General features: G+C 63.5%; 20 protein-coding genes. 8 read left to right on the top strand and 12 right to left on the bottom strand.

Annotated features, from left to right (window positions below; genetic code table 11):
• Nucleotides 1-8: 8 nt before the first annotated feature.
• Complete coding sequence (locus FEZ59_RS23210; RefSeq protein ID WP_134998273.1) at nucleotides 9-1421, bottom strand: hypothetical protein; 1413 nt, start codon at nucleotides 1419-1421, stop codon at nucleotides 9-11.
• A 9-nt stretch (nucleotides 1422-1430) separates the two neighbouring features.
• Complete coding sequence (locus FEZ59_RS23215) at nucleotides 1431-2066, bottom strand: TetR/AcrR family transcriptional regulator (RefSeq protein WP_020968862.1); 636 nt, start codon at nucleotides 2064-2066, stop codon at nucleotides 1431-1433.
• A 128-nt stretch (nucleotides 2067-2194) separates the two neighbouring features.
• Between FEZ59_RS23215 and FEZ59_RS23220 the strand changes: the two genes are divergently transcribed.
• The 3 genes from FEZ59_RS23220 to FEZ59_RS23230 are packed head-to-tail and all read left to right on the top strand — an operon-like array spanning nucleotide 2195 to nucleotide 5284.
• Nucleotides 2195-3463: a cytochrome P450 gene (locus FEZ59_RS23220; RefSeq protein ID WP_172933271.1), complete on the top strand. Its 1269-nt coding sequence runs from the start codon at nucleotides 2195-2197 to the stop codon at nucleotides 3461-3463.
• Nucleotides 3464-3509: 46 nt separating this feature from the next.
• Nucleotides 3510-4262 (top strand): isocitrate lyase/phosphoenolpyruvate mutase family protein, encoded by a 753-nt coding sequence (locus FEZ59_RS23225; RefSeq protein WP_007730096.1) that lies wholly within the window; start codon nucleotides 3510-3512, stop codon nucleotides 4260-4262.
• Between the two features lie 2 nt (nucleotides 4263-4264).
• Nucleotides 4265-5284 carry a DUF2804 domain-containing protein gene (locus FEZ59_RS23230; protein WP_172933272.1) on the top strand — a complete coding sequence of 340 codons (1020 nt, stop codon included), beginning with the start codon at nucleotides 4265-4267 and terminating at the stop codon, nucleotides 5282-5284.
• 88 nt (nucleotides 5285-5372) lie between these two features.
• On the opposite strand, the gene FEZ59_RS23235 is transcribed toward FEZ59_RS23230, so the two are convergent.
• Nucleotides 5373-6611, bottom strand: coding sequence for an HNH endonuclease signature motif containing protein (locus FEZ59_RS23235; protein WP_172933273.1), 1239 nt, complete (start codon nucleotides 6609-6611; stop codon nucleotides 5373-5375).
• Nucleotides 6612-6861: 250 nt separating this feature from the next.
• Here FEZ59_RS23235 and FEZ59_RS23240 point away from each other — a divergent pair, with 250 nt between their 5' ends.
• Nucleotides 6862-7581 (top strand): phosphotransferase, encoded by a 720-nt coding sequence (locus FEZ59_RS23240; RefSeq protein WP_172933274.1) that lies wholly within the window; start codon nucleotides 6862-6864, stop codon nucleotides 7579-7581.
• A 38-nt stretch (nucleotides 7582-7619) separates the two neighbouring features.
• A complete protein-coding gene (locus FEZ59_RS23245; protein ID WP_172933275.1) occupies nucleotides 7620-7772 on the top strand; it encodes an aminoglycoside phosphotransferase in 153 nt (50 codons plus the stop codon).
• A 90-nt stretch (nucleotides 7773-7862) separates the two neighbouring features.
• On the opposite strand, the gene FEZ59_RS23250 is transcribed toward FEZ59_RS23245, so the two are convergent.
• The 7 genes from FEZ59_RS23250 to FEZ59_RS23280 all read right to left on the bottom strand — a co-directional run bounded on the left by FEZ59_RS23250 (nucleotide 7863) and on the right by FEZ59_RS23280 (nucleotide 15336).
• On the bottom strand, nucleotides 7863-9485 hold the full coding sequence (locus tag FEZ59_RS23250; protein WP_172933276.1) for an amidohydrolase: 1623 nt from the start codon (nucleotides 9483-9485) through the stop codon (nucleotides 7863-7865).
• Between the two features lie 9 nt (nucleotides 9486-9494).
• Nucleotides 9495-11672, bottom strand: a complete 2178-nt coding sequence (locus tag FEZ59_RS23255) for an AAA family ATPase (protein ID WP_019744483.1) — start codon at nucleotides 11670-11672, stop codon at nucleotides 9495-9497.
• A gap of 21 nt (nucleotides 11673-11693) precedes the next feature.
• The gene (locus tag FEZ59_RS23260; protein WP_029254795.1) at nucleotides 11694-12524 is read right to left on the bottom strand and encodes a phosphatidylcholine/phosphatidylserine synthase; all 831 of its coding nucleotides are present in this window, start codon (nucleotides 12522-12524) and stop codon (nucleotides 11694-11696) included.
• Between the two features lie 59 nt (nucleotides 12525-12583).
• Nucleotides 12584-13297, bottom strand: coding sequence for a phosphatidylserine decarboxylase (locus FEZ59_RS23265; protein WP_003941540.1), 714 nt, complete (start codon nucleotides 13295-13297; stop codon nucleotides 12584-12586).
• Nucleotides 13298-13369: 72 nt separating this feature from the next.
• Nucleotides 13370-14389 carry a MerR family transcriptional regulator gene (locus FEZ59_RS23270; protein WP_172933277.1) on the bottom strand — a complete coding sequence of 340 codons (1020 nt, stop codon included), beginning with the start codon at nucleotides 14387-14389 and terminating at the stop codon, nucleotides 13370-13372.
• Entirely contained in the window at nucleotides 14379-14831 is a 453-nt protein-coding gene (locus FEZ59_RS23275; protein WP_003941524.1) for a hypothetical protein, read from the bottom strand. Before FEZ59_RS23275 ends, FEZ59_RS23270 begins: the two co-directional genes overlap by 11 nt.
• A gap of 34 nt (nucleotides 14832-14865) precedes the next feature.
• Nucleotides 14866-15336 (bottom strand): SRPBCC family protein, encoded by a 471-nt coding sequence (locus FEZ59_RS23280; RefSeq protein WP_003941500.1) that lies wholly within the window; start codon nucleotides 15334-15336, stop codon nucleotides 14866-14868.
• 189 nt (nucleotides 15337-15525) lie between these two features.
• Between FEZ59_RS23280 and FEZ59_RS23285 the strand changes: the two genes are divergently transcribed.
• Nucleotides 15526-16917 carry an amino acid permease gene (locus tag FEZ59_RS23285; protein ID WP_019744479.1) on the top strand — a complete coding sequence of 464 codons (1392 nt, stop codon included), beginning with the start codon at nucleotides 15526-15528 and terminating at the stop codon, nucleotides 16915-16917.
• Here the strand turns inward: FEZ59_RS23285 and FEZ59_RS23290 are convergent.
• Together FEZ59_RS23290 and FEZ59_RS23295 are read right to left on the bottom strand one after the other, a co-directional pair.
• Nucleotides 16889-18142 (bottom strand): FAD-dependent oxidoreductase, encoded by a 1254-nt coding sequence (locus FEZ59_RS23290; protein WP_020906709.1) that lies wholly within the window; start codon nucleotides 18140-18142, stop codon nucleotides 16889-16891. The genes FEZ59_RS23285 and FEZ59_RS23290 overlap by 29 nt on opposite strands.
• Nucleotides 18143-18298: 156 nt before the next feature.
• Nucleotides 18299-19444 carry a PucR family transcriptional regulator gene (locus tag FEZ59_RS23295; RefSeq protein ID WP_020906710.1) on the bottom strand — a complete coding sequence of 382 codons (1146 nt, stop codon included), beginning with the start codon at nucleotides 19442-19444 and terminating at the stop codon, nucleotides 18299-18301.
• A gap of 82 nt (nucleotides 19445-19526) precedes the next feature.
• Between FEZ59_RS23295 and FEZ59_RS23300 the strand changes: the two genes are divergently transcribed.
• On the top strand, nucleotides 19527-20312 hold the full coding sequence (locus FEZ59_RS23300; protein WP_019744476.1) for an HAD-IIA family hydrolase: 786 nt from the start codon (nucleotides 19527-19529) through the stop codon (nucleotides 20310-20312).
• Between the two features lie 81 nt (nucleotides 20313-20393).
• Nucleotides 20394-20951 (top strand): DUF6764 family protein, encoded by a 558-nt coding sequence (locus tag FEZ59_RS23305; RefSeq protein ID WP_019744475.1) that lies wholly within the window; start codon nucleotides 20394-20396, stop codon nucleotides 20949-20951.
• The last annotated feature ends 141 nt before the right edge of the window (nucleotides 20952-21092 follow it).

The raw sequence follows: 21092 nt of genomic DNA on the forward strand, positions 1-21092 counted from the left end.
TGTCCCGATCAGGCGGTCTCGGTGGGTTCCGATACCTCGACGGGTGGGTGGGATCGTCGAAGGATCGCCGCACCACAGAAGCCGATGATCAGGGCGAAGAGGATTGCAGTGCCGACAGTCTGAGCGGTGACGTAGTCGACGGTGATTCCGATGCCGCGTCCGAATAATCCTCCGTCGCCGTGGGGAGAGACCGCATCGATGTCGAGCTGGCCTTGGATGTATATCGACGTCATCATCGGTGGGAAAGAGAGCTGATCGGTGAGAATGGCGATCGACGAGAAGGTCATCGCGGCAAAGGGAATGGCGAGTCCGAGTGTGGCGTCGACCAGGCTGCCGGGAGCAAGGGAACCGAACAGTAAACCGGCGGCGAGGCCCAGCGCGGCGATCTTCAGCGCGATTGACCAGACGCCGTGCGCGGAGTCGAAGGGCAGTAGTTCTGACAGTGGAACCGCAACGAGAACGGCGATGGGCACGAAGTTTGGCACCTGCTTGTGCAGTCTCAATCCGACGGCAACCGGCAGGGCCGCGAAAAGCACCAGTACCCAAGGGGACTTCAGGTCTCCCCAGTGGCCGGAACCCTTCGCGATGTCGACGAACAGCGGAGCCGACGCAGCGGCCAGAGCGGTTGCCGCCCAGAGGAACTTGCCACCAGCACCGGAGGTGTCGCCGAGACGGTAAGCGGCGATCCACGTCAAGGCGAGCGCAGCGCCCGCTGCCAAAACCATGACGATCCAGGCGGTTGCCTCGGACGCGTACTGCTGGCGATCGATCACGGCGCCGAGCACTCGATGCCCGATCGCCAGCGCGGCGATCACCACGAGAGCGATGCGGATTTCACCCGAGTCCGGCTTGCGAATCCGGAAGCCGGCTTGCGCGGTCACTGCACAGGCGATTGCTGCTGCGGCCGTGGCGCCGATCAGCCACCACGACGGCTCACCCACCGAAGAAGTCGTCATCCTGGCTGTCCCACCGGCGAACGTGCGGATCGCGAGGAAGGTGGCGAGCACGCCGAGGAGTGTCGCGTTCTTCGTGGCAGTGCGGTCCCAACTGACGGCAACCACGCAGCCCAGAATGGTGCCGGCTGCAACACTTTTGACGATGATCAATGCGATCAGCAGGTCCAGTGACGCAACTTCGGGTACGACTGCCCGAACGATCGCGATGACGGCGACGCCGACGGCGATCGCGATCCACGCCGCCCGACGGGACCCGCGACGCTGTGAGATGGCGCAGGCAAGCACGGCGATCACGGCGCCGAGGCCGACAGCAGTCGGTCCGCTGCTGATCCAGCGATCTACTTCTGACGGGGAGGCCACGATGGCCCAGTCGCGAAGAACGGGATTGGTCAGGGCCAGCGCCGCGAGTATCCCGGACAGGAGTGCAGCGACGGTGGTGAGGATCGCTCGAAGGTCGAGTGGCATCGGGCCAACCTATCGCGGCGCCGCAACATCGGTCGTGGGCGGCGTGAGTGCCGGAAACCAGATGTCGGTGAGAACGTCTGCTGCGACGTCCGCACCCGCGGTGATCGCGCCCTGTTCCGCCCACCGAATGAAGAAGCGCTCGATCTGTGTCAGCAGGAGCTCGACCCGGAGTTTCGCCTCGTCGTGTCGGCTCTGCGGCCAGCGTGCCAGGTACGACGGCATCGCGTTGGGCAGTGCGGAGATGCCTTCACGTGCCAGTGTTCGGAATTCGGGTTCGAGGACCATGGCCTCGTCCCACGCCCGCATCATGTGGTGGTGATCGCGGCACCAGTCGAGAGCGCGGTTGATCCAGCCGGCGAATTCTTCGCGCGAACCGGAATCGAGTACGTGGTCGAGATCCTGGAATATCGCGAGCGTGCTGGATACGACCGTGTTCGAGCCGAGGGCCTTGAGTATGTCGATCTTGCCGGGGAAGTGCAGGTAGAAGGTGGCGCGGCTGCAACCGACCCGGCCGGCGATGTCCTCGACGGTGACAGCCGCGTATCCGCGTTCGGTGAAGAGCGCGCCGGCGGCATCCACGAGGTCTGCGCGGGTTCGCTGCTTCTGCTTCTCTCGCAGCGTCAGTCTGCCGGAGGTATCTGTCATTACCGGGATCCTAGTGCCGCGGGGGCTCTCACGGGTCAGTTGCACGAGACTCTCCGTCTTTCACTTGACAGCCCGTTAGTGAAAGCTACTCTGTGGTGTAGCGCACAATCGACCGATCAGAGGACGCCATGACCATCTCGGACACAACTCGCACGCCTGACCTACCGGACGGATTCGACGTCACCGATCCTGCTGTCCTCGGGGAGCGGATCCCTTTCGAAGAATTCGCTGAACTGCGTCGAAGCGCGCCCGTGTGGTGGTGTGAGCAGCCGCCGACCGTTGGTGGATTCCAGGACGAGGGCTACTGGGTGGTCTCGCGTCACGCTGACGTCAAAGAGGTCAGCCAGCGCAGCGATGTGTTCTCGAGCTGGGAGAACACCGCGATCGCGCGTTTCGCCGACGACATGCCACGTGAGGCCGTCGAGATGCTCCGGCATCTTCTGCTCAACAAGGATGCGCCGGAGCACACCAAGCTCCGCAAGCTGATTTCGAAGCTGTTCACGCCGCGCGCGATCAACGGCATGCGCGACGAATTGGATCGTCGTGCGCGCAGCATCGTCGACACCGCTGTGAGCGAAGGCCCGGGCGACTTCGTGAAGCAGGTTGCCAGCGAGCTGCCGCTCCAGGCGATCGCGGATCTGATCGGTGTACCGCAGGACGATCGGGACAAGCTGTTCAAGTGGTCCAACGAGATGATGGGCTACGACGACCCGGAATACCAGGGTGATCCGGCAGTCGCGTCCACCGAGGTCCTCGGATACGCGTACCAAATGGCAGATGCGCGTCGTACCTGCCCGGCAGATGACATCGTCACGACTCTGGTCCAGGCCGACATCGACGGCGACGCTTTGAGCCCGGAGGAGTTCGGGTTCTTCGTGCTCATCCTGGCGGTCGCAGGGAACGAGACCACCCGCAACGCCATCACGCACGGAATGATCGCGTTCCTGGACAACCCCGAGCAGTGGGAGCTGTACAAGAAGGAACGTCCCAAGACGACGGCCGACGAGATCGTCCGTTGGGCGACACCCGTCACCGCCTTCCAGCGCACCGCGCTCGAGGACACCGAGCTGGCAGGAGTGTCGATCAAGAAGGGGCAGCGCGTGGTGATGCTGTACAGCTCCGCGAACTTCGACGAGGACGTATTCGAGAACCCGATGACGTTCGACATCACTCGTAACCCCAATCCGCACTTGGGCTTCGGCGGAACTGGCGCTCACTTCTGCATCGGTGCAAACCTCGCTCGCATGGAGATCGACTTGATGTTCAACGCCATCGCCGACAACGTCCCGGACATCACCAAGATCGGTGATCCGCGCCGTCTGCGCTCGGGTTGGATCAACGGCATCAAGGAGTTCCAGGTCGATTACAAGAGCACAGGCTGCCCGGTCGCTCACTAGAGTCGGTAGGTGAGAGGTACACCCCACGATCTCGAGGAGCCACCGCATGACTTCGATCAACGACAAGGCAACTGCTCTATTGGCGTTGCACCAGCCAGGTAACCCGGTCATTCTCCCGACGGTCTGGGACGCGTGGTCGGCGAATCTTGCGGTGGCTGCCGGTTTTGCAGCCCTGACGGTGGGCAGCCACCCGGTTTCCGATTCCATCGGCAAGCCGGACAACGAGGGCATCACCTTCGACGAACTTCTGCACCGGATCAAGCAGATCACCGGTGCGGTCGACGCCCCGATCTCGGTGGACATCGAGGGTGGTTACGGGCTCGAGCCGGCAGTTCTCATCGACGGGTTGATCGATGCCGGCGCTGTCGGACTCAACATCGAGGACACCGTCCACAGTGAAGGCGGACGCTTGCGTGAGGCGCAGGAGCACGCCGACTTTGTGGGTGGGCTTCGTCAGGCCGCCGACGCAGCCGGAGTTCACGTTGTCGTCAACGCGCGCACCGACCTGTTCGTGAAGCAGGTCGGTGACGAGTCCGATCGTGTCGATCGCGCCATCGCACGCCTCAAGCTGGCGGCCGACGCCGGCGCCGACGTTCTTTACCCCGTCGGGCGGCATGACGACGCGACCCAGCGCCGCCTGACGTCCGAACTTCCACTTCCGATCAATGCGATCGGAATCCCGGACCAGGACGATCCGGCAAGTTTCGGTCCGCTCGGAGTGGCACGTGTGAGCTTCGGTCCGTTCTTCCAGATGGCATTGGCCAACCGTGCGAACGAGATCTTGGGACGCTGGAAGTAAGAATGCAGACACTGATGTCGCCCGGCCCGCTTCTCGACGATGGCGGACATTTGGTCGAGACGGGTTGGGCCCCATCGGAGATTCGCAAGTATCGACGCTCTGCGATCACCGCTCCGAAGTTCCGGATCAAGGAGTGGGACTACTACTGCGTTCTCACTGCGGATTACGGCATCGCGTTGACCGTCGCCGACAACGGGTACATGGGCTTGCTCGGAGTCTCCTGGCTCGATTTCCGAGCACCACACGAGATCACCGAAAACGTGATGCTGCCGTTCCCGATGGGAAGGCTCGGTCTGCCCGAAAGCGCGGACGACGGTGATGTGGTGGTGTCGAAAGGTAAAGCTCGCTTCGAGTTTCGCCATGTGGACGGTGGGCGCCACCTGATTGTCGACTACCCGGCTTTCGACGGTGGGCGAGGCCTTCATGCCGATTTGTTCCTGGCGGGTCCTGTCGATGACCGGATGGTGATCGCCACACCGTTTCCGAAGGCGTCCCGATCGTTTTACTACAACCAGAAGATCAACTGCCTGCCCGCTGCCGGGACCGTGCGAATCGGGAGCGACGACTTCACATTTCGCTCGGAAGACTCGTTCGGCGTTCTCGATTGGGGCAGGGGAGTCTGGACTTACGACAACACCTGGTACTGGGGTTCTGCATCCGGACTGGTGAACGGCGAGCGGTTCGGATTCAACATCGGGTACGGCTTCGGCGACACTACGGCGGCCAGCGAGAACATCGTGTTTGTCGGAGGGCGGGCACACAAACTGGACAGGATCGACTTCGGCATCCCGCAGGGAACGTACGACGGCGCGCCGTGGAACTTCTCGAGCAACGATGGTCGCTTCGAGATGACTTTCGAGCCGATCATCGACCGTGCCGCGACTTTCGATGTCGGGGTGCTGCGTTCGATTCAGCATCAGGTGTTCGGAAAGTTCTCCGGCACAGTAATCCTCGACGACGGTACCTCCGTGGTCGTTCGAGATCTCGTCGGATTTGCCGAGGAGGTTCGGAACCGCTGGTAGGCCGTACGTCTCCGCGAAGATGACGGAACGCAGCATGAGCACCGGGGCATGATCGTGCCCCGGTGCTCGCGTCTCGAGTTGTTTCACTTCAGGCTGCTGTCGGTGGGCTGTTCCCGCCGATCGGCTGCTGATACGGATCGATCGACATCGGCGGATAGAACACCGTCTTTCGATCCGGGCCGATCTCCACCCGCCACTCCGTGTGGTGCATCGTCCGGTGGTGATGACCGCACAACAAGATCAGGTTGTCGAGATCCGTTGGGCCACCATCGTTCCAGTGAACAATATGATGGGCATCGCACCACCCCGACGGAGTCCCACACCCCGGAAACGCACACCCACCATCACGAACCGCCAACGCCCGCCTCTGCGGCACCGTCGCGGTTCTGGCTTCCTTACCGCAGTCGAGCGGAACACCGTTCTCATCCAACAAAATCCGCGTGACCGTGCAGTCGCACGCCAGCATCCGTGCAGTGTCGATGTTGATCGGGCCCACCCAATCCGCCCACGCAAATCCCAGCTCCTCGGTGGACGGCAGGAGGTCTTTCAGAACTTTAAGGTCCGTCATGTCTTTCGCGGACGCGGTCACCGTGATGTGCGGTTTCACGCCGCCCTCGATCGGACCCAACCCCGCCCGCTCATACCGGCGCAACAACTCGCAAAACCCGTCCGCACGCCGTAATGCCGGAGTACGCGTGTCTTTGACGCCGTCTTTCTCCGGCGTCGGAGCGGACAGGCTCGACAGCAACGTGATCAGACGGGCCCCGTTCACAGCATCCAGATCACCCTTCACAGTCACTCTGCCGTACAGGCCTTTCGAGGCGTAGAACTCATTACGCTCCGAATCCTCGCCGACCGGAACACCGTCCTCACGCTTGCCGTACTGCTTCTCGATCCGCCGAATCGCTGCCCGCACCGCATCACAATCGGCAATGTTCTTCGACGCCAACCCGAGCAGAATCCCGCGGGCCTTGTCCACATCCGCCAGGGTCATGTTCTTCGGTGGATGCTGACAAAACGACGCCACCTGCCGCGCCTTCAACGCATCAACATCACCCCGGTGAAACGCATCGCCCACAACAGGTTCGAGCATCAACAACCGCGCCAACCCGACCAGCAGACTGCACTCACCGATCTCCAGATTCGTCGAACCATGCAACCACTGCGCGATCGCCCGAAAACCCTTCCCACCGAGAACGTCACGGGAAAACATTTCCACGATCAGCAACACCATCCGCGACTGCAACTCGTGCCGGACACGCACCAGATCCAGAACCTCACACTTGAGGCCCTCGCCATCCAGCTGCCATGCTTCCCGACTGTTCATGCCCAAAGTTTAATCGAACAAAGTTTCGAACACAAGGCTTGTATCTCGAAAACTGTTCCTATGCAATAATTTTCGACAATTCTGATCTTTGGGACTTTCGGATGTTCATTCGATCTGCGGCAGTCACGGCGAAGGAGGTCTGGATGTGTCGCGGTCGGTGATGCGGACGGACATTGTCGGCACTGTGCGACTGCTGTCTTCTTCATGACTTCTTGATCGCCGGAATGTGCGGGAGTGGTTTGCTCATGTCATGCAGATTCGGAAGTTGCACATAGAGGAACCAGACATCGATGTTGCGTTGGTGCGGCGATTGCTCTCGAGTCAGATGCCACAGTGGGCCGATCTGCCGTTGCGCTTGGTCGAGTCGATCGGCACCGACAACGTCATGATCCGAGTAGGCGATTCACTCGTAATCCGTATGCCCCGCACCCCAGGTGCGGCAGAGGGAATCACGAAGGAGCAACAGTTGGTGCCGCATCTGGCTCCACACCTACCGGTCCCCGTGCCCGTTCCGGTAGGTGTGGGTGAGGCGGCCTTCGGATACCCGTGGCAATGGTCGGTGCACCCGTGGGTGCCAGGGCGAAACCCTGTGCCCGGCATGATCGATGACCACCTGGCCATCCAACTCGCAGACTTCGTGAACAGTCTACGTCGGATCGACACAATCGGATTGCGCCCACAGGGATCGCTGCATTCCTACCGGGCCGATCCGATTGAGCGACGAGATTCAGCGACTCGAGCGAGTATTGCAGCGTGTGGCGACCTGCTGAACGTAGCGCTGACGGAGTCGGCGTGGGAAAAGGCGCGCCACGTCATCGACCACGCAGGCCCAGCGGTGTGGATGCACTCGGATCTGCACCCGGGAAACATCTTGGTGAGCGACCGCAGCCTTTCGGCCGTGATCGATTGGGGTGGACTCGCTCTCGGAGACCCGGCAATCTCGACTGCCTCATTGCATGGACTCTGCTGACGCCGAGCACTCGGCATACATTCCGGCTTCGTGTTGACGTGGACGAGGGCACTTGGACGCGTGGCCGCGCATGGGCTCTGTCGATTGCATTGGTTGCCTTGCCGTACTACCGCGACACGAACGAGCAGATCACGGCCTGGGCGAAACATGCGATTGCCCAGGTCATTGACGACATCCGCACTGAACTCTGAGACCACTTGCGCCGTCTCCGTTCTCGCAACGATCCTTGGAAATCGAGCAGAGAAGGTTTACGGCCTTTGTCCACGGCGTTCGGCGACCGATCAGCCGATCGCGCTCAGGTCTCCGTACACCGTCCGACCCTCCAGGATGGTGGCGAGCACCGTGATGTCGGCCAGCCTGGTCGGCTCGACGTCGAGGGGATTCGCCGACAGGACAACAAGATCCGCGTAGGCGCCGGGGAAGATGGACCCGATGTGATCTTCGCTGAACAGCTGCCACGCGGCGTTGACCGTGTGGGCGCGCACGGCGGCGTCCACGGGGATCCGTTCCTGGGGTGCCACGACGCGGCCGCTGGGCGAAAGCCTGGTGACGGCGTCCTGCATGTTTCGTAGCGGATTGGCGGGGGTGACGGGACCGTCGTTGTGGAAGGTGAACCGTTGTCCGGCCGCGAGTGCAGATCCTGCTGCGGCCCAAACGGATCCGTATTCGGGACCGAACAGGTCATCCACCAGAACGTCACCCCAGTAGTGCAGGTGGTCGATGAAGATGCTGACCGTGACGCCCAGTTCCGCTGCGCGGGCGAACTGATCCGGACGCATCGCGCCGACGTGTTCGAGACGCAACCGGTGATCGGGCCGGGGGTGCTCCTTCAGAAGCTGCTCCCACGCGTCGAGAACCATGGTGATCGCGTCGTCGCCGTGGGCGTGGCACGCCATCTGCCACCCTTTGGCGAAGTAGGCGGAACTGATGTCGTGGATCTGTTCGCCGGTGTAGTTGGCGTGCCCGTGCGTGCAGGCGATCCCGAGCGCGCGGGTGGCTTCGGTATCGAGATACGGGAAGCTGGTGGCGATGTTGCCGACCCACGGTGAACCGTCGGACCAGACCTTGATGCCGATCTGGCGCACCAGGTCGTTTCCGTCGCCCGGTGACGCCTCGGTTGTGCGCGCGTCGTTGGACATCTCGTAGAGCCGCAGGCGGGTGGTGAGCAGTCCGGCGTCGGCTATCGCTGCCAGGGCGGGCCGCATCTTGGGGTCGAACGACAATTCGGCGATGGTGGTGATTCCCGCGGCGTTCAGCCGGGCGCATTCGGCCGCCACCAGTGCGGGGAAGTCGTCACTGATGGTGACTGCGTGGCCCGCGACTGCAAACACCGCGGGCATTTCGTACGCGGATCCGTCGAGTGCGCCCGTCGCGTCGTGGCCGTACGATCCGCCGATCGGATCGGGGGTATCGCGGGTGATGCCGGCCTGCACTGCTGCCGCCGTGTTGAAATACGCGACGTGTCCCGAGTTGTGCATGATCACGAGGGGGTACTCCGGCGCGACGGAGTCCAGCCAGTCGATGGTCGGGTCGGGTAGGCCCTTCTGCAGCAACGGGTCCCAACCGTTCAGAGAAGCACCGGCAGCACCTCGCGAACGAACAGTGTCGACGACGGCAGCAACTACGGCATCCGCCTCGGCGATCGTGACAGGCCGAATGTCGACGACGTCAGGCCCGAGAACGATGGCTTCTTCCAGGGGGTGACCGTGCGGTTCGATGAACCCCGGCAGAACAGCGGCACCTCCGACGTCGACGACGCGGGTATTCGGCCCCACCAGTTCCTCGACGTCCGTGCGCGCGCCGACGGCCGTGATCCGGCCTCCCGTCACGGCGAGCGCCTGGGCGCGTGGTGATTCCTCGTGCATGGTCACGATGTCGCCGTACAGAACCAGATCAGCAGCCATGGTCAGTCCTTATCGGTTGTCCGCGTACGCCTGTAGGTGTGCCACCTGCTCGGGATCGAGTGAGGGACGTACCTTCTCACGGGCGGTTGCCACGTCCGCGGCCGTCACGTCGGCCGCGTCCATGCTCCGACGCATGGCGGCGAGTGCAGCCTCACGCAGGAGAGCCGAGCAGTCTGCTGCCGAGTATCCCTCGAGATCGACGGCCAGAATGTCCAAATCGACATCTTCGGCGAGCGGTACCGACTTGCCGGAAGCACGCAGAATCGCTTTGCGAGCCTCCGCATCCGGCGGCGGTACGAATACGAGACGTTCGAGTCTGCCGGGGCGCAGGAGGGCAGGGTCGATCAGATCCGGTCGATTGGTTGCGCCCAACACCACGACGTCGCGTAGCGGTTCGACACCGTCGAGTTCGGTCAGCAACGCGGCTACGACGCGATCCGACACCCCGGAGTCGGAGCTTTGACCACGACGCGGGGCAAGGGCGTCGATTTCGTCGAGGAAGATCAGCGAGGGCGCCGAATCGCGTGCGCGCTGGAACAACTCGCGTACGGCCTTTTCGGAGGCGCCGACCCACTTGTCCATCAGCTCAGCCCCTTTGACGGCGTGGACGCTGAGGTGACCTGAGCTGGCAAGGGCACGAACGAGATACGTCTTACCGCAGCCGGGAGGGCCGTAGAGGAGCACGCCGCGGGGTGGGTCGACACCGAGGCGCGCGAAGGAGTCGGGGTGCTGCAGCGGCCACAGGACCGCCTCGGTGAGCGCCTGTTTGGTTTCGACCATGTCGCCGACGTCGTCGAGGGTGACGCTGCCGATCGACAGTTCTTCGGTACTCGAACGAGACAGTGGCCGAATCACTTCGAGGGCACCGACAAGATCTTCCTGCGTGATCTCCGGGGAATCACCGGATTTGGAGGCCCGCGTCGCCGCTCGCAAGGCGGCTTCACGGCAGAGCGCCGCGAGGTCGGCGACCACGAATCCGGGTGCGCGCGAGGCGATGGCGTCGAGTTCGAGGGTTCCGGTGGGCACTCGGCGGAGCAGGAGTTCGAGCAACGCCTTGCGAGTTGCGCCGTCCGGCAGGGTAAGTGCGAGTTCTCGATCGCAGAGATCCTGGCCGCGAAGGCGCGCGTCGACGGTTTCCGGATGGGCGGAGGTCGCGACGAATGCCACGCCCGGGGTTGCGACGGCGCTGCGCAATTGTTCGAGGATCAGTGCGGACACCGGTTCCGCGGTGGCCGGAAGCAGAGCGTCGATGTCACTGATCAGCAGTACACCACCGCCGCGCACGGCAGCAACGGCGTCGACGATTCGCTGCAGGCGGGTATTCGCCTCGGTGGCACCGACTCCCGGGCCGTCGAGTTCGACAAGTTTGCGCGAGGACAGGACCGAGCGGGCCAACGTGGCTTTGCCTACGCCGGCGGGGCCCGTGATGAGGACGCCGAGGTGCGGTGAGGCGCCGAGCGTACGGAGCAGTTCTGGTTCGTCGAGTGCCAGGCCGAGCCACTCGGTCAGCTTGGCTGCCTGCGCTTGCGCGCCGACGAGGTGATCCAGCGGAACCGACGGTGCAGGCTCGATCGCGGCTGTAGCGGGACTGGAGACAAGCGCACTCGGTGTCAGCGCACCCGCCGAGCCGGAACCCCAGTTGACCGCCGAATTCGGCTGGACGCTGACCGGACCACCGGCAGGTTCGACGGCCGTGACGGTGAGCAGTTCGGATGTCCACGCGACGCCGAAGGTACGGGAAAGCGCTTGGGTGGCTTCGGAAGTGCTCGTACCCGGACCGAGATCGCGGGGGAGGAGCGAGACCGTGTCGCCGACGCTGACGACCTTGCCCAGAAGGGCTTGTCGCAGAACCGTCGAGCTGATCGAATTTGTCGCCATGGACGAGCCGGTGACGGAGACGGATCGCGCTCCGTACACCGTTACCGGACCGACCACGACGGAAGAGTTCTCGGTCAGGCCGACGTTCGACATGGTGACGTCGTCGAGAAGGATCGTGCCTGCCGGGGTTCCGGTGGGCGCACGGCCCGCGACGGTCGCGGTGCCGCGGGCTCCCATGAGTGCGATGGCATCCCATTCGCGGATGCCCAACGCCGCCAACGCTTCGGGGTGCAAGCGCACTACCCCGCGGCGTAGGTCGGCGGCAGAGGTGTTGAGTCGAACGGTGAGGGCGAGTTCCGGCGAAGTCACCTCTCGAGAGTACGTCGTGGACTAGCGGGGTCGCCGCAATCCGAGACGAGCGGCCGAGCGGCGGCCACCGACGTTGGGTTGGCGTCGGATCGCGCGGCGTTCGGAAGGCTTGATGTCCCAGGTTTCGGGACGTGCTGCCACCCACCGCTTCGAGTGCACGGCAAACGGGATGTGCACCAGGTAGATCGCGATGAGAACGATCAGCAGGATGTACGGGTAGGTGATGAGTGCGGCCGCAGCCAACGTCACCAGGACGAGCAGGCCGGCCGCCATGTGCGGCGGCACGGATACCGACTTCATCGCCAGCGTCGGGATGCGGCTGACGATCAGTGCAGCCGAGAAGAGCGTCCACACGATGACGACGAAGTGCGAAGACCACCAGCCGTCACCCCACTGAGCCGTCGCGGCCAGGGGAGTGAGGGCGATGAGTGCGCCGGCCGGAGCCGGAACGCCGACGAAGTACTCACGTGCGTACGCGGGGACGTCGTCGTCGTCGAGCAGAGTGTTGAAACGTGCGAGTCGCAACACGATGCTGACCGCGTAGATCAACGCGATGATCCAGCCGATGCTGGTGCCGTCCAGCAAGGTCACGTACAGGACCAGGGCCGGGGCGACGCCGAAGGAGATGGAGTCGGCCAGTGAGTCGAGTTCGGCGCCGATCTTGCTGGTGGCGTCGAGCAGTCGCGCGATGCGGCCGTCGAGTGAATCGAGGACGGCAGCGGCGCCGATCATCGCGAGCGAGGTACCGGGTTGTCCGTCGAGAGCGAATTTGACGGCGGACAGCCCGGCGCACAGCGCCAGGATGGTGATGACGGACGGCAGCAACCGCACCGCCTGGGTGCGTTTGGGCATCTTCGCGCCGGGTTGGGCTGCTCCCGGCTTCTTCACGGCTGACTTCATCTTCGGCGTCTTCACGGCAGTTGCGCGATAACTGTTTCAGCACCGATCGTGCGTTGTCCCGGCTCGACCAGGAGTGTGGTTCCGGCGGGGAAGTACGTGTCGACGCGTGAGCCGAAACGGATCAGTCCGTACGTGTCGCCGATCGGCAGGACGTCACCGACACCGGCGTAGCAGACGATGCGGCGCGCGAGCAGTCCCGCGATCTGGACAACCGCAACGTCGTGACCATCGGCGGTTTCGATCAGCATGCTGTTGCGCTCGTTGACCTCGCTGGCGTCGGCGAGATCTGCGGAGAGGAACTTGCCTGCCTGGTGAACGACCTCTTTGACCGTTCCACCGACAGGGCTGCGCTGGACATGCACGTCGAGAACCGACAGGAAGATGCTGACGCGCGGGCGCGGCTCGCTTCCGAGATTGAGCTCGGCGGGCGGAACGGCGTTGTCGACCAGCGCCACCTCGCCGTCGGCGGGTGCGACGACGACGCCGATGCGGTTGGGCGGCACCCGGTGCGGGTGACGGAAGAACGTGGCGCATGCGGCGGCGGTGGTCAGACCGGCTCGGCGCACCCACTTACGGTTGCGGCCCAGAGCTGCAACTCCCAGCGGGGCCAGCACGAACGGCAGGCCGGCGGGATGAAGTGGCGGAATCGCATGGCGAACCAGATCGACGATATGTCCGATCCCGGTGGGTTGCGGGGTTCCGGGGGGTGTGGGTCGGCGTGCCACAGGCTCCTCTAACTACTCGGTAGGTCTTCTGCTGGTCGCACTGACAGTACGGGGTGGTAGAGCATCCATAGATTACGTGAACGCCTTCTCTCCTACAGGCTGTAGTGGCATCAAGTACGAGTAGTACCCGACACAGTCGCCGGTGCGTATCGCCAGCGGTAGCGCCGCACCGCTTACTCGGATCACCAGTTGCCGCCCCGGTTGGGCTGCGGCGGCGTCGCGCAGTCGCTGTCGGTCGACCAGTACTCGGAACTGTTCACGGGGATCCATTCCGCCCGGATTCACCCGTGCACCACCGTCTTCGCCGACGCTGACGACGGCGCTGTCCTCGGTGCCGTTGAGCAGGGCGGCAAGTAGGTCGCCGCTCAGTTCGACGGCGTCGTTGTGCTCGCGCAGGATTCGGTGATCGGGGAACTCGCCGTCCTCGATCAGCGGGCTGGACACCTCACCTCCCGGATACGACGCAGTCACCGTGCGCGCGGAGAAAGTCAGCGTCACGACGCCGGCGACATCGCGTAACAATCGCGCGAAGGCCACGGGAACGACAGCGGACACCGTCAGAGCGGAGTGAACTTTCACCTCGGCGACCGCGAGCCGGAACTGATCAGTGGTGACAAACGCAGCGACGCCGTCGTGAATGTCGAGGTGGACGCCGCGAAGTATCGGGAACTCAGATTCCTCGTTCACGGCGAACAGCACGGCGTCGAGTGCGCGTCGTAGATCCCACGAGTCGATGTCCACGCCGCCGGAGGCAGGTAGTGAGTCGATCAGCCGGTGAATTCGCCCCAGTTCGGCGCGGGCGTCGGCGAGACCGTCCTCGAGGTTGCGCAGATGGGCGTCCAGGCACGAATGGGGTTCCGGCCCGGTCAGGACGGCCATCATGTCGCGGATCGGAACACCGACGCGTCGCATACCGGCGATCACGCGGGCGTTGCGGAGTTGGTCGTCGGTGTACCAGCGGTAACCGGTGTGCGGATCGACGGAATGCGGGACGAGCACGCCTTCCTTGTCGTAGAACCGCAGCGCGCTGATCGGGAGCGCCGACGCCCGGGACATCTCGCCGATCGTCAGGAGGGCGGAACTAGTGGTCACGGATCAATTCTGCCCGCAGTCGCTCGATGGCGCCCCTGATCATCCGGCCGTAACCGTCGTCGGCGAGTGTGCCGACCGACGCCTCGGCCTTCGTCAGATGCTCGACGGCCTCGGTGTCGCGTCCGAGTTTGCGGTAGTCGGCAGCCAGGTTGAGGTGCAGCGATGGATAGAAACCGGCGACCTGCAGCGATGCGTGGTGTTCCTGGGCTCGCGCGTCGGTCAACGAATCGGCAGCGTCGAGGGCGCGCAGGTCCCAGCAGAGCTCCTGAGCCGGATCGTCTTGAACGTCGGCCATGTAGTGCGCGAGGGAGACGATGTGGAGCGCATCGGGGGCGGCGCTGATCTCTTCCCACACCTTCTCGAACGCAGAGCGAGCCCCGGCTCGATCGCCGGAGCTCGCCAATTCTTGTGCCTGCGCTATCTGTGTCATCACGGGATCCATGGAACGGATCCTGATGCCTCGACCAGGTCGAGGGTCAAGCAGAGGTGCGTGCAGCCGCCTCGGCCTCGCTCTTCACACGCTTCAATGTGGCATTCATGCCTTCGACGAGCTCGACCTCGAAGTCGGCGTTTCCGCCCAGGACGGTCTTGACGAGGAACTGCGAGACCTTCGACGTTCCGGTGGGAGCCTCGCGACGCTCGGTCACTTTGGTGCCGGTAGCGGTCGGCTCGAGTTCGTAGGACCAGATCGTGCGGTTCTCCGCGATGCGGAACGCCACCGACTTGTTGGGCTCGAAGCGAACGACCTTCGACGACGTCGGCCAGACCAGCAGGCCCTTGCGGTTGACGTTGATCGTCTTGGCGCCCTCACGCACGGTCCCGCCGATTACCTTCATCACCTTGCACTGGGGGCTCCATTCGCCCATGCGCTGCAGGTCGGCGACGATTGCCCACACGTCCTGCGGTGATGCGTCGATGTCGATGCTTGCTTCGAGGGTGTTGGACACAGTCTCTCCAGTCGAGTTGATGCTACGTAAAGTTACAAACACTTTTGTCGATCGTAAGCGATCCGTCAATGGACCATGTGTGTCAGGTCACTGTACGGCCGTCCAACAGGGTCGTGCGGGAACACGCGCGGTGGTAGCGGACAATGGTTCGCGCACGTATGACGATCCATCCGACTGGAGTACCGAGAAGTGAACAGCGACGCCGCGACGCAGGATGGCCTCAAGCGAGGGCTGACAGCGCGCCATATCCGCTTCATCGCCCTCGGATCAGCCATCGGAACCGGACTGTTCTACGGCAGCGCCGAGGCCATCAAACGAGCCGGCCCGTCGGTGCTCCTGGCCTACCTGATCGGCGGTATCGCGGTCTACCTGGTGTTGCGAGCGCTCGGCGAGATGGCGGTCCGTAACCCGGTTTCCGGTTCGTTCAGCGAGTACGCGAACAAGCACCTCGGACCACTCGCCGGTTTCATGACCGGGTGGACGTACACGTTCGAGATGGTGATCGTGTGCCTCGCCGACGTCACCGCCTTCGGCCTGTACATGCAGTTCTGGTTCCCGGACGTACCGAGATGGATCTGGGTTCTGGCTGTCGTCTTCTTCATCGGCGCGATAAACCTGTTGAGCGTCAAGGTGTTCGGCGAACTGGAATTCTGGTTCACGCTCGTGAAGATCACCGCCATCATCGCGATGATCGCCGGCGGCATCGCGATCATCGTGTTCGGATTCGGCGTTCACGACACCGATGCCGGAATCAGCCACCTCTGGTCGGACGGCGGGTTCTTCGCGACGGGCTTCGGCGGATTCGTCGCGTGTTTCGCGATCGTCATGTTCGCGTTCGGTGGCACCGAGATCATCGGTATCACCGCGGGCGAAGCCGAGGATCCGGCGCAGACCATCAGGAAAGCCGTCAACACGGTCCCGGTGCGCATCATTCTCTTCTACATCTGCACCCTCGCCGTCATCATGGCGATCATTCCGTGGCAGACCATCAACTCCGACAACAGCCCGTTCGTCCAGATCTTCGAGAACCTCGGATTGGGAACGGCCGCTTCGATCCTCAACATCGTTGTCATCACCGCGGCCCTGTCCGCCATCAACAGCGACGTTTTCGGTGCGGGTCGCATGATGTTCGGAATGTCGCATGCGGGCCAGGCCCCGCAGGTGATGAAGAGAGTCTCCGCCAACGGTGTTCCGTGGATGACTGTTGTCATCATGACCGGTGCCCTGTTGGTGGGAGTACTGCTCAACTACCTGATCCCGGACCAGGTGTTCCTCGTCATCGCCTCGCTGGCCACCTTTGCCACGATTTTCGTCTGGATCATGATCCTGCTCTCGCAGTTCCGTTCCCGCGCTCAGATGAGTGCAGACGAAACAGCGGCACTGAAGTTTCCAGTGCCGCTGTGGCCGTACGGTCAGATCTTCGCGATCGTGTTCCTGGCTTTTGTCATCGTGTTGCTCGGCGTCATCGCCGATACCCGAGTTGCGCTGCTCGTCGGTGCCGGATGGCTGGTTCTGCTGACGGGCGCGTACTACAAGTGGGTGAAACCGGCTGTCAGCGCAGCGGATCGAAGTGGCGCATGACGGTCGGCGTCTGAGCGCCGGTCATCGAGTCGGCCACCATCTTTCCGGTCAACGGACCCAGGGCGATTCCCCACATCCCGTGACCACCGGCGACGTGCACCCGCGGCGACTTCGTGGCTCCGATCAACGGCAAGCCGTCGGTAGTGCACGGTCGTGATCCCACCCATTCCTCTTCCCGCGCAGTCCAGTCGATGCCGCTGAGCATCGGCTTGGCCGCATCGATGATCGCCTGCACGCGGCGTGGATCCAGCGGCGCGTCAGGGCTGCGGAATTCCATCATTCCGGCCACTCGGAAGCGATCGTGCAACGGAGTGCATGCGACGCGCTGGGTGGGGAAATACACAGGGTTCTTGGGGAGGTGCTCGGGCTTGACACTGAAGCTGTATCCGCGTCCGGCCTGCACCAGTTTGCGCACACCGAACGGTGCTGCGAGCTTGTTCAAGCGGGCACCGCTCGAGATGACCACGGCGTCGCCGTCGCGTGAATCACCGTGTGCACTGCGAACAGTGACTCCGCCGACCCGATCGTCGATCTGCGTGACGTCGAAACCGCTGACGATTTCTCCACCGCGTTCACGAACCGCGTCCGCCAACGAGTTCACGAACAACGGGGGATCGATGAAACGCTGATTACGCAGACGCAAACCGGCTTTCACACCCTGGCCGAGTGAAGGCTCGAGCGAGTGAATCGCGTCGTAGTCGAGGAGGTCGAAGTCGACCTCGCCGCCCGCGGCCTCGACGTGATGGAACTCGTCCACCAAAGTCTGTCGGTCCTTCTCGGACGCAAACGCGGCGAGGAAAGGATCGGCAAGGCGGGTCAGCTCTTTGACGCCACCGTCGGCGAGTTCGTCGTACGCGCCCAAGGCTGTTCGGTTGACCTCGGTGTAGACCGACATCGCTTCCTGCCACTTCGACGGCGTGCAGTGGCGCGCGAACCCGACCAGGAACCGAATCAGCTTCAGATCGGTGGTCAGTGGCACGTACACCGGGGACGACGGGCTGAGCATCGCGCGCAAGCCGTATTGGAGCACTGCGGGTTCGGGCAGCGGAAGCGTCAATGCGGGGGCAAGCCAACCGGCGTTGCCCCAGCTCGCGTCGGCTGCGACGCCGTTGCGATCGACGACGGTGACCTCGACTCCACGTTCCTGCAAGAACCAGGCCGTCGACAATCCGACAACACCCGCACCGACCACGACCACACGATCGGGGCTCTGACGAGTTCCCATGACGCACTCCTTCTACAGACTCTGCTCGAACCGAGACGCCGGTCACATCCGGCTCTTCTCTCAAGCATGAATCGCGGGGGCGGCAAAAGGACTGGCCGTTCGGCCATCGTCGGAGCTACCTCGTTGTGGATTCGCACAACGCACCGCCGCGCCTGCTCAGCGACCGAGTTTGAACTGCAGCATCAGAATCAAGCGGGTGTCGGCGTCGGTCAGATCGACGCCGCACATCTCCTTGCCTCGACGCAGGCGGTTGCGGAGAGTGTTGGGGTGAACATGCAGTGCGGCAGAAGAATTCGCCACGTCACCGCCGTGCTCGAGAAAGGCCTTTGCCGTCGCGACCAGATCGCTGCCGTGCTGAGAGTCGTGACGTTCGAGGCTTCCGAGTGGTGTGGAGTCGCCGAGTCCGTCGATGATGTCGGCGACGTGCAGGGCGAGAACGGAGGCCAACGTGTCCCTCATTCCCGCGACGGTTCCGCCGGACCGGCCATGACGAAGCGCTCCGAGAACATGGTCGGTGTCCGAGCGCGAAAGATGTGATTCGCTTGCAGACTTCACTGTCCGACCGACGGCCACTGCCAGGAATTCGCGACCGCGGGCGCGCGTGAGGAAGTCGGCGGACAATCGGCGAGCGTTGGTCTCGTCGGTCGCGATGACAAGGTAGATGGTCTCGGACAGTTGAGCTGCAACGGCGTCGACGGCCAGAGTGTCGAGGTACAAGCTCAAAGAGGCGACCAACCCCGCCGGCAGTGGTCCCGCAACGGTTCCGACGGCGACGACGGTGAGCGGGCCTGCCAACCGCAAGTCGTCGGCGGCGCGGAATGCGGGTTCGCCACCGCCGATCAGAGCTTGGACGCGCTGGGATTGGCGACGGCGTGTGCTGTCGACCCGGTCACGCTCCGAGGCGATTCTCTCGGCCACGACAGATACCGCGGATCGAAGTATCGATTCCTGTGTGGGCGTCGGTGTTCCAGCGAGTGCGACCCAGATCGAGCCGACGGGGTGATCGTTCTCGCGAACTGCGATGACCAGTCGCGGCGTGATCGCAGGGTCTTCGAGATCGACGTAGATGGGGTCGCTCTCTCGGTGGAGGCGATCGAATACTCCTGCATCGGAGAGTAATTGGCGGAATCGGCTGGGTACCTGCCGGCCGAGGATCGTGCCGATGCGAGCTTCGTCCACGGCCTGCTCGCCGCCGGAGTACGCGAGGACAGTCGAGTTCTCGTCCTCGATCGTGACGGGAGCGCCGAGCAATTCGGCCAGAGAACCGGCAACGGAGAAGAGGTCGTCGTCGCGCAGGTCCATGGGTGGGAGCCTACTGAGCGATCGACGGATTTCGGGTTACGACGCCTCGGCAGGACCTCGATGGCGAATATAGGCTGGTGCAATGGCCGACATCGAAGGTGTTCTGTTCGATATCGACGGAGTCCTGCTCACGTCCTGGCAGCCGATCGAGGGAGCAGGGGAAGCAGTACGCGAAGTTCGGCGGCGCGGATTGGCCTGTGGATTTCTGACCAACACAACCTCGCGCAGTTCGACGCTCATCGCGCAGGGGTTGTGCGACGCCGGTATCGAGGTCGAGGCGAGCCAGATAGTTACTGCCGCCAGGCTCACAGGGGAGTACGTGCGGGCGACCTACCCGGACGCGCGGGCGTGGGTCCTCAATCACGGTGACGTGTCTGCCGATCTCGAGGGAATCGAATTCGACGACGCCGATCCGGAGGTCGTGATTCTCGGCGGCGCCGGCCCGGAGTTCAGCCACGAGGCGCTGAGCCGAGTGCTCGAACTTCTGCTCGCCGGTGTGCCCGTCGTCGCGATGCACCGCGGGATGATGTGGGAGACCGTAGACGGCCTTCGGATCGACACCGGAACGTACTTGCCGGGCTTCGAGGAAGTGGCAGGTGTAAATATCGCCGCAGTGGGTAAACCGTCTCTCACGGGGTTCCTGACAGCCACGGAGCTGATGCATGTCGAACCTGAGGCGACGGTGATGGTCGGCGACGACCTGATCGGGGACGTCCTCTCCTCACAGCGGGTCGGCCTGACCGGAGTTCTGGTGCGCACAGGCAAGTTTCGGCAAACAGTGCTCGACCTGTCGGTTCAGAAGCCTGATCATGTCATCGATTCGGTCGCGGATCTTCCGGCCCTTCTCGGGGTCGTCCTCGAGGCTTGACCAGGCGGGGGTGACGGACTTCACTCGAGCGGGTACTCTCGCGCCCGAATCCAATGAACTTGTTCCACGAAGGAGTTTTCTATGCCCTTGATCTCGTCAGTCTGGTTCCGTCGCTCATCCTCTCGAGTCAGCGGAATTTCCAGTAGTCGGTTGGGGGGCCGCCTGGCGAGAACAGGGGCTGTGATGACTGTAGGTATGGGGCTCGCCGCCGGGCTGGCGCTGACCGGTGCGGGAGCTGCTTCGGCAGCCCCCGTCACGTGTGTCTCGCCGCCGTCGGCCAATGACATCCAGGTCTCCGAGACCGCGAGCTGCGGCGCGCAGTCCGTCGGAGCCGGCCGTTCGCAGGCCGGTGCTGCCGAGAGCGGTACCGCTGTGAGCGTCGCCGCCGACAACGGCTACTCCAATTCATATGCAAACGGCTTCGGAACCGCGCTGGGGGCTTCTCGCGGTAACGGTCAGGCGCAGGCATTTGCGCTCGGCGGCGGTATCGCGCGGGCCGGGGCGGCTGACGGCAACGTCACCTTCGCCATCGCCGGTTACGGAGCGGGCGCTACGGCCGATGCCAACGGCGTCGACTGCGTCGGAGTGCTCTCGTTTGCGGTCAATTTGAGTAACGGACAGTTCTGCATCGCGGGCTGAGGCTCAACCTTGCACTCGGCACGCTCGAGTGCTAAAAATGCAGTTGGCACTCGCGAACCGTGAGTGCCAGGTCGAGGCAGTGAGACCGGGAACCATAGACACCCCCGGTCGTCCGTCGCGGGCACTGACTAGACCACAGGC

Source organism: Rhodococcus sp. MS13 (assembly GCF_013277835.1).
GTDB classification, from domain to species: domain Bacteria; phylum Actinomycetota; class Actinomycetes; order Mycobacteriales; family Mycobacteriaceae; genus Rhodococcus_F; species Rhodococcus_F erythropolis.

Excerpts from the sequence above, each read along its gene's own strand:
- FEZ59_RS23210 (WP_134998273.1), bottom strand. The coding sequence starts at position 1,421 with ATGCCACTCGACCTTCGAGCGATCCTCACCACCGTCGCTGCACTCCTG.
- FEZ59_RS23215 (WP_020968862.1), bottom strand. The coding sequence starts at position 2,066 with ATGACAGATACCTCCGGCAGACTGACGCTGCGAGAGAAGCAGAAGCAG.
- FEZ59_RS23220 (WP_172933271.1), top strand. The coding sequence starts at position 2,195 with ATGACCATCTCGGACACAACTCGCACGCCTGACCTACCGGACGGATTC.
- FEZ59_RS23225 (WP_007730096.1), top strand. The coding sequence starts at position 3,510 with ATGACTTCGATCAACGACAAGGCAACTGCTCTATTGGCGTTGCACCAG.
- FEZ59_RS23230 (WP_172933272.1), top strand. The coding sequence starts at position 4,265 with ATGCAGACACTGATGTCGCCCGGCCCGCTTCTCGACGATGGCGGACAT.
- FEZ59_RS23235 (WP_172933273.1), bottom strand. The coding sequence starts at position 6,611 with ATGAACAGTCGGGAAGCATGGCAGCTGGATGGCGAGGGCCTCAAGTGT.
- FEZ59_RS23240 (WP_172933274.1), top strand. The coding sequence starts at position 6,862 with ATGCAGATTCGGAAGTTGCACATAGAGGAACCAGACATCGATGTTGCG.
- FEZ59_RS23250 (WP_172933276.1), bottom strand. The coding sequence starts at position 9,485 with ATGGCTGCTGATCTGGTTCTGTACGGCGACATCGTGACCATGCACGAG.
- FEZ59_RS23260 (WP_029254795.1), bottom strand. The coding sequence starts at position 12,524 with ATGCCCAAACGCACCCAGGCGGTGCGGTTGCTGCCGTCCGTCATCACC.
- FEZ59_RS23275 (WP_003941524.1), bottom strand. The coding sequence starts at position 14,831 with ATGGATCCCGTGATGACACAGATAGCGCAGGCACAAGAATTGGCGAGC.
- FEZ59_RS23290 (WP_020906709.1), bottom strand. The coding sequence starts at position 18,142 with ATGGGAACTCGTCAGAGCCCCGATCGTGTGGTCGTGGTCGGTGCGGGT.
- FEZ59_RS23295 (WP_020906710.1), bottom strand. The coding sequence starts at position 19,444 with ATGGACCTGCGCGACGACGACCTCTTCTCCGTTGCCGGTTCTCTGGCC.
- FEZ59_RS23300 (WP_019744476.1), top strand. The coding sequence starts at position 19,527 with ATGGCCGACATCGAAGGTGTTCTGTTCGATATCGACGGAGTCCTGCTC.
- FEZ59_RS23305 (WP_019744475.1), top strand. The coding sequence starts at position 20,394 with ATGCCCTTGATCTCGTCAGTCTGGTTCCGTCGCTCATCCTCTCGAGTC.